This is a genomic window from Streptomyces sp. WAC05292 (assembly GCF_003949955.1).
Classification (GTDB): domain Bacteria; phylum Actinomycetota; class Actinomycetes; order Streptomycetales; family Streptomycetaceae; genus Streptomyces; species Streptomyces globosus.
Genome location: NZ_RPSE01000313.1, coordinates 1 through 7,633 on the forward strand (window position 1 = coordinate 1; position 7,633 = coordinate 7,633).

General features: G+C 74.1%; 6 protein-coding genes and 2 pseudogenes. All 8 read right to left on the bottom strand.

Annotation, left to right across the window (positions count from 1 at the left end):
* Positions 1–209 (bottom strand): annotated as a pseudogene (locus EF903_RS25055) (hypothetical protein); the annotation flags it as partial.
* 5 nt (positions 210–214) lie between these two features.
* Positions 215–1,720 (bottom strand): oligosaccharide flippase family protein, encoded by a 1,506-nt coding sequence (locus EF903_RS25060; protein ID WP_260615883.1) that lies wholly within the window; start codon positions 1,718–1,720, stop codon positions 215–217.
* The gene (locus tag EF903_RS25065) at positions 1,717–2,358 is read right to left on the bottom strand and encodes a chain length determinant protein (RefSeq protein WP_185902810.1); all 642 of its coding nucleotides are present in this window, start codon (positions 2,356–2,358) and stop codon (positions 1,717–1,719) included. Before EF903_RS25065 ends, EF903_RS25060 begins: the two co-directional genes overlap by 4 nt.
* Positions 2,359–2,482: 124 nt before the next feature.
* Positions 2,483–3,601 carry a non-hydrolyzing UDP-N-acetylglucosamine 2-epimerase gene (gene wecB, locus EF903_RS25070; RefSeq protein ID WP_125546808.1) on the bottom strand — a complete coding sequence of 373 codons (1,119 nt, stop codon included), beginning with the start codon at positions 3,599–3,601 and terminating at the stop codon, positions 2,483–2,485.
* 4 nt (positions 3,602–3,605) lie between these two features.
* Positions 3,606–4,862, bottom strand: a complete 1,257-nt coding sequence (locus EF903_RS25075) for a nucleotide sugar dehydrogenase (RefSeq protein WP_125546811.1) — start codon at positions 4,860–4,862, stop codon at positions 3,606–3,608.
* The gene (locus EF903_RS25080; protein WP_125546813.1) at positions 4,862–5,683 is read right to left on the bottom strand and encodes a WecB/TagA/CpsF family glycosyltransferase; all 822 of its coding nucleotides are present in this window, start codon (positions 5,681–5,683) and stop codon (positions 4,862–4,864) included. Before EF903_RS25080 ends, EF903_RS25075 begins: the two co-directional genes overlap by 1 nt.
* Positions 5,680–6,753 (bottom strand): hypothetical protein, encoded by a 1,074-nt coding sequence (locus EF903_RS25085; protein ID WP_260615885.1) that lies wholly within the window; start codon positions 6,751–6,753, stop codon positions 5,680–5,682. Before EF903_RS25085 ends, EF903_RS25080 begins: the two co-directional genes overlap by 4 nt.
* Positions 6,754–7,380: 627 nt before the next feature.
* Positions 7,381–7,633 (bottom strand): annotated as a pseudogene (locus tag EF903_RS25090) (N-acetyltransferase); the annotation flags it as partial.

The following is a 7,633-nucleotide window of genomic DNA, read 5'->3' on the forward strand; positions in this document are numbered from 1 at the left end:
TCACCGGACTGCCCGAGGCCCGGCGGCTGCGTCCCGCCGCCGCCGGGCCTCGGGCAGTCCGGTGAGCCGCCCGCCGGGCACGCGGCGGACGCGGGCGGCGTGCCGCCGCCGGTGCGCTCCGCCTGGTACAGGGTCAGCACGGCGGCGAGCAGCAGCCCGGCCACCGCCCAGGCCGCCGTGCGGCGCTTCCCGTCAGCCGGCATCGCCATGGTCCTCAGCCTCCGTCGTTGTCGGCCGGCGCGGCGGGTGCCCGCCGTCCGGCGCCGCGCAGGCGGCCCAGGCTCGGCAGGACGCACACCGCGTAGCAGAGCGTCCCGGCCGCGCCGGTCGCGAGCAGGGCAGGTACGCCGTCACCGAGCAGCCGGTGCAGACCGGTCACCGCGGCGGCCATCACGACGCCGCCGGCGGCAGGCCAGGCACACGCCCGGGCGACCGCGCCGAGAGCGATCCCGGCCCTGCGGAGCGCGTAGAGGAACACCGGCACGACGACCGCGCCCGCCACCGCGACGTGCCCCTGGGCGACCCCGACGATCCCGCCCGCCCCGGCCCCCGCGAGGAGCACCGGGACGAGGAGCACCAGCCACAGGGCCTGTACGCCGATGAGCAGGCGGCGGCGCCCCACCGCGACGAGGCAGTCGTAGGCCAGCTCACAGCCGATCCGGATCAGGCCGAGCGCCATCAGCCACGGCAGTGCGGCCGCGGCCGGCAGCCACCGCGCACCGTAGACGAGTTCCACGAGCGGCGCCGCGAGCGCGGCGAGCAGCACGCACAGCGGGACCGTGCCCGTCATCACGATCCCCAGGCCCCGCCCGAACCCGTCCGCCAGCGCCCCAGGCGTCTCGGCCAGCCGCGAGAAGCCGGCGAACGAGACGCGGCGGGCCGCCTCGGAGACGATCCGCACCGGCCAGCCGGACATGTTGAACGCGAGGACGTAGAAGCCCAGCGCGAGCTGGTCCAGCGTGGACCCCACCACCATGGTGTCGACGTTGACCACGCCGAGTGCGAGCAGGCTCGCCCCGGCGAGCGGCAGCCCGAAGCGCAGCAGCGCCCGCGCCTGCGCCCGGTCCCAGCCGAAGCGGAGCGTGCCCGGCGCGGCCAGGCAGCAGCCGGCGAGGGCGGCCGCGTTGCCGGCGACGGAGCCCCAGGCGAAGCTCATCGCGCCCCAGCCCTGGACGGCGAGCAGCAGGGTGACTCCGGTGCCGAGGACGAAGTTGACGCCGTCGACGGCCATCCGGCGGCCCTGCGCGAACTCCCGGGTGAGGATGCCGGCCGGCACCTGGGACAGTCCGTCGAGGACGACGCACACGCACATCACCCGCAGTACCCCGGACGCCTCGGGCGAGCCGAGCACCCGGGCGACCGCGGGGGCCGCCGCGAAGAGGGCGGCGTACAGGGCGCAGCTGGCGGCGGTGCTCAGGGTGAGGACGGTGGGGGCGAAGCGGCGCGGGTCGCCCTCCCAGCGGACGAGGGCGAGGGTGACGCCGAGTTCGTTCGCGGAGAGCAGCACCAGCAGCACGGTCTGTGCGAGCCCGTACACGCCCCAGGCCTCCGGTCCCAGGAACCACCGGGCCAGGATGATGCCGGTCGCGAAGTTGCCGAGGCGCATGACGAGCGTGTTGACCAGGCTCCAGCGAGCGGCCGCGCCGACCCTGCGGCCCAGGGAGGGGGCGGCGGCCTGCGGCGGCCGGGGGGGCGCGGTGCCGGGCCCCGGGGCCGTCACGGCGCGTCCTGTGATCCGGCCCGGGCGGCACGGGCGCTGCGGCCGCGGGCACGGGCCTCCGTGAAGAACGCCGCGACCAGGCTGAGGACGAAGCCGAGCGCGCCCGCCATGGCGAGGTACTGGACGCGGGTCTTGGTCTGCGCCTGCGGCTTCTGCGGCGGGACGATCGTCGCCATCCGGATCATCGCCTCCGCGGGCACCTTCTGGCCGGCCTGGAACTCGTTCAGCCGCTTCTCGGCGTAGGCGGTGAGCAGTTCGTCCGACTTCAGGACGCGGGCCGGATCGGTGCCGGTGGTGCTGAGCCACATGAAGGGGCCCTGCGCGTTGTCGGCGATCTTCGCCTCGTAGGTCCCGGTGAGGCCCTGGGACTTCAGGGCGGCGCGGGACTCGTCGGAGTTGAGGTTGCGGGCCAGGCCGTCGGCCATGCCGGTCAGCGAGGCCTGGGTGCTGAGGAAGGGATTGCCGTCGAAGGCCTCCGTGGCCTTCCTGGAGTTGAGCAGCGTCACGGTGCTCTGGGAGCGGTACTCCACCGGGACCAGCAGGTACACGCCGGCGGTCAGCGCGGCCGTGAGCAGCAGTCCGGGCAGCAGTACGTACCAGCGTCTGCGCATGACCCGCCAGATCTCCGCGAGATCCATGGTCTTCCCCCTCGCGGCGGCGCGTCGTTTCCGGAGTGCGCCGCCGCCTTCATCGCGTGATTGCGTCGTTCTGCGTGCTTGGGCGTCGTTCTGCGCCGTGGTGCGCCGTGGTGGGGTGCCGCCGCTATTGCGCCCTACGGACGGGGTCCGTCGGCCGCGGCCGGGTCCGCGCCGTGCCCCCGTCCAGGAGCACGCGGGCGATGCGCTCGCCTGCCCGGCCGTCCCACAGCGCGGGGCAGCGGGGCGCGGGCGGGTCGTCGAGGACCCGCCGGACGGTGGCGGTGATCCGGTCGGGATCGGTGCCGGCGAGGACGTTGGTGCCCTCCTCGACGGTGATCGGCCGCTCCGTGTTGTCCCGCAGGGTCACGCAGGGCACACCCAGCGCGGTCGTCTCCTCCTGCACACCCCCGGAGTCGGTGAGCACCACGCGGGCGGAGTCCTGGAGCGCGATGAAGTCGAGGTACCCGGCGGGCGGCACGAGGCGGATCCCGGCGGGGACGCCGACCGCGTGCAGCCGCTGTTCGGCCCGCGGGTGGACGGGCAGCACCAGCGGGCAGCGCTCGCCGATCCGCCCCAGGGCCTTGAGCAGGCCGCGCAGCGCGTCAGGGTCGTCGACGTTGGCGGGCCGGTGCAGGGTGGCCAGGCCGTAGCCGCCGCGGGTGAGCCCGTACCGGTCCAGTACGTCCGAGCCGCGGGCCCGCTCCAGGTTGGCGAGCAGGGTGTCGATCATGACGTTGCCGACGACGTGGACCTGGTCCTCCCGGTACCCTTCCGCCCGCAGGTTCGCCGCAGCATCGGCGGAGGGGGCGAGCAGGTAGTCGCTGACCCGGTCCGTGGCGACCCGGTTCACCTCCTCCGGCATGCTCCAGTCCCGGCTGCGCAGGCCCGCCTCCACGTGCGCGAGGAGCGGGCCGGCCTTGGCGGTGACCAGGGCGCAGGCCAGGGTCGAGTTGACGTCGCCGACGACCACGACCGCGTCCGGCGCCAGCTCGGCGAGGAGCGGTTCGAAGGCCGCCATCACCCGGCCCGTCTGCTCGGCGTGGCTGCCCGACCCCGCGCCGAGGTGCCGGTCGGGCGGCCGGATGCCGAGGTCGCGGAAGAAGACGCCGCTCATCGACGCGTCGTAGTGCTGCCCGGTGTGGACGAGCACGACGTCGGCGCCGTGCCGCTCCAATGCGTCCATCACCGGTTTGACCTTCATGTAGTTGGGCCGGGCTCCGGCCACGCAGACGATCCGGAGCATGGCGTCAGAGCACCTCCACGGTGGGGCCGGAGAGCCGGTTGCGGCAGTCGAGGACGAGCGCGGCGTGCTCGGTGACCATCGCGTAGTCGAAGGAGTCGTGGTCGGTGAGGAGCACGACCACGTCGGCGGCGGACAGCTCCTTGCGCGTCGGCTCCACCCGGACCAGCCGGGCGTCCACCGCGACGTCCTCGACGACGTGCGGGTCGGCGGCCCGCACCTTGGCCCCGAGGTCGAGGAGGAGCTGGGAGACGCGGACGGCCGGCGACTCGCGGGCGTCGCCCGTGTTCTTCTTGTACGCGAGCCCCAGGAGGAGGATCCGGGAGCCGTTGACGGAGCGGCGGCGCGCGTTGAGCGCGTCCATCACGCGCCGGGTGACGTACTCGGGCATGTGGCTGTTGATGTCGTTGGCCAGCTCCACGAAGCGGAAGCTCTGGCCGAGTTCGCGTTGGACCCGCCAGGACAGGTACGACGGGTCGATGGGCAGGCAGTGGCCGCCGACGCCCGGTCCCGGAGTGAACTTCATGAACCCGAAAGGCTTGCTGGAGGCCGCCTCGATGGCCTGCCACACGTCGATGTCGAGGTGGCGGGCGAACATGGCGATCTCGTTGACGAGGGCGATGTTGACGTGGCGGAAGGTGTTCTCCAGCAGCTTGGCGAGCTCGGCCTCCTTGGGGGAGCGCACCGGGACCGTCTTGTCGACGAGCTCCCCGTAGAACGCCTCCACGGCCTTCAGGGAGGCGGCGTCCACACCGGAGACGACCTTCGGGGTCTGCTGGAAGCCCCATGTCGTGTTGCCGGGGTCGATGCGCTCGGGGCTGTACCCGAGGTGGAAGTCGACGCCGGCCGCCAGACCGGAGCCGTCCTCCAGGAGTGGGCCGAAAAGCTCCTCGGTGGTGCCGGGATAGGTGGTGGACTCCAGGACGACCGTCGCACCCGGGCGGAGGTAGCGGGCCAGGGTGCGGGCCGACTCCTCGATGTAGCGCAGGTCGGGCGCACCGTCCTGCAGCGGGGTCGGCACCGTGACGACCGCGGTGTCGAAGCCCCCGCAGTCCCGGGCGAGTTCGGTCGGACGGTACGTGCCGCGGTTCAGCGCCCGGCCGAGCCGCTCGGAGGAGACGTCCTCCACGTACGACTCGCCGGCGGCGAGGCTCTTGACGCGCCGCGCGTCGACGTCGTACCCGATCACCTGGTGACCGACCTCCGCGGCCCGGACGGCCAGCGGAAGGCCCACGTATCCCTGTCCCACGACGACGACGCGCATCAGTGACTCCTGTTCGCGGAACCGGCCCCGTGCGAAGGGCCGGCAGACGGCGGGCGGCGCAGGAGCTCCCGGGCCGTCATGAGGAGGAAGGCGGTGTTGGTGGTGACGTAGCGCCTGCCGAGGCGGCGGGGCTCCTGGAGGGCGCGGTAGAACCATTCGAGCCCGATGCGCTGCCAGAGCTGCGGGGCCCGCTTCGTGACCCCGGCCAGGATGTCGAAGGACCCGCCGACCCCGTGCACGACGTCGGCGCCGGTGCGCTTGCCGAACGCGGCCGTGAAGATCTCCTTCTTGGGCGACGTCATGCCGAGGAACAGCATGCGCGCGCCGCTTGCCGCGATCGCGTCGGCGACGGCCCCCTGCTCGGAGTCGTCGAAGTAGCCGTGGCGGCTGCCGGCGACGCGGAGAGCCGGGAACTGCTCGGAGATCCGGCGCAGCATCAGGTCGAGGACGTCCTGGCGGGCGCCCAGGAGGTACACCGGGATCTCCGCCTGCTCGGCTGCGGTCAGGAGCCGCATGAACAGATCGATGCCGGCGACGCGCTCGGGCAGCCGCACCCCGAGGACGCGGCCCGCCCAGACGACGGCCTGTCCATCGGCCAGGACCAGGTCGCAGCCGGACACCGCGGCGGCGAGCCGCGGATCGCGCCGCATGTTGACCAGCTTCGCGGCGTTGACCATGCCGATCTCGATCTGCTCCCCGCGGCGCACCGCGTCCAGGCAGCGCCGGACGGCCTCGTCCATGGTCAGGGGGTCGAGGGTGATGCCGAAGAGGACGGGTTTTCCGGTGTTGCCGGTGTGGGGGGTGCTGCTGCGTCCGGTCATCTGGCGGGGCCTCCCAGCCAGGCGTGGAGGAGCCAGCCGAACTCGTACGGCCGGCACTCCCGGTCCACCGCCAGCGGACGGAAGACCCGGTCGAGGGGGGTGAGTCGCGCCCCGGGGACGACCCGGGCGGCCAGGCCGCGGGCGGCGCGCACCGCCTTCGCCGGGTCGCCGCGGTACACCTTGCGCCAGGTGACCGCGTAGTCCTCGCGGATCATCGGCTCGCGCGGCACCCCGTCCGGGCCGGCGAGCTCCGGCACCTCCGCCATCCAGCGCAGACCCCGGCGGATGGCCGCGCCGTGGTCGGAGCCGCCGGCGTCCGCCAGGTCGAACAGGGCGGTCGGGGCCATGGCGTGCTGGTGCACGCTGTAGACGGGGTAGCCCTCGATGACGTCGCCGGTACGGGCGTCGTAGTGCCACCACCACTGCCCGCCGTCGCCCTGGAGCCGGCAGATGCGCGCCGCGCAGGCGTCGGCGGCCTGGAGGGCCACCGGGTCGGGGGCCGTGGCGTGGAGCCGGGCCAGGGCCTGGAGCGGGTACGTCTGGTCCGCGAAGCACGCGATGTGCGCGCGGTAGCGGGGAAGGAGCCCGGGCGCGGTGGCGTGCGGGAAGAGGGGGCTGGTACCCGTGAGGGCGCCGAGCAGCCGGTCCCGCGCCGCCGCCAGCCGGTCCTCGACATCGGCCGAGGCCCGGGCCGCGGCGAGCGCGGAGAGCACCCAGGCCGCCTCCACCGTGTAGCGGGGGCGCCCGGGGACGTCCAGGGCCGAGAGGCGGGCCAGGGCGTCCGGCAGCTTGGGGTGGTCGGTGTCGGCCGCGGCCCAGGTGACGAGTGCGGCGTCGCCGAGGTCGGTGATCTGCGGCAGCCGCTCCACCAGCAGCCCCGCGAACTCGGCCGCCGAGTGCCCGCCGAGGACGGCGCGCTGCCGCTCCTCGGGGAGGAACCGGGCCCCGAGGGCGGTGATGGCCGCGTACCGGGTGCTCGTACCGCGGCGCTCCACGCTGCGGGTGCCGGCGGGGGAGACGGTGCCGACGCGGGTGAAGACGAAGGTGCCGCCGCCTTCGGCCGCGTACATCCGGGGGAGGCCTTGCTCGGCGAGCGCGAGCAGGCGCCGGGCGAGGGTGTGGAGGGCCGGGTCTTCCCGGGTCAGGGCTGCTAATCGGGGTGCCGGGGCTGCTTCGGTCACCGGGCACCCGCCCTGCGGTGGCGGGCTCGGACGGTGGGCTCGCCGTGTGCGCGGCCTGCTTCGTGCGTGCTGCGATGGTGCGTGCGCGAGCTGTCATGCGTGTGCGAGCTGTGATGCATGTGCGAGCTGCGAGGCTCCGACACACCTACCCCCTCTGATCGCTCCTCGGGCCGACCGGCGGTCGTCGTTCCGTGGAGGGACCGTGCATGACGGCGCACGCGCCGACGGCGGCGGTGCCCTGCGGCGCCGCCCCCCGGCACGTGCCGTCCGGAGCCGCCGACTGGTACCCCCCAGCGATGCCCCGGACCGGGGCCCGCGCGAACGCACGCCGCGTCCGGGCGCGCTTGAGCGCCCGTCGCCGGCGTGGTTCCGCGATGCCCCCGTCGTGTACAACCCCCCACTGAACAAAGGCAGTTGCCCGCTCAGATCCCGTGTACACGGACAAGGTATGCCCACGGGGTGCCCGGTGATTGCGGTTTTGAGGAAATCCCGACGAGCCAAAATTCCGACGTGGCGTCAGCTGCTCTGTGGGGCACGTTCGGTGAGCGTGCCCTCCTTCTCGTCGTGCAGGGCTCCGGTGCGGGGGCACTCCCACACGCCCGGCTCCCCGTCCCGCTCGGTGAGGCGTACACCTGCCCTCCCCACCCAGCCGATGCGGCGGGCGGGCACCCCGGCGACGAGCGCGAAGTCCGGCACGTCCCGGGAGACGACGGCGCCCGCCGCCACCAGCGCCCACCGCCCCACCCGCACCCCGGCCACGCACACCGAC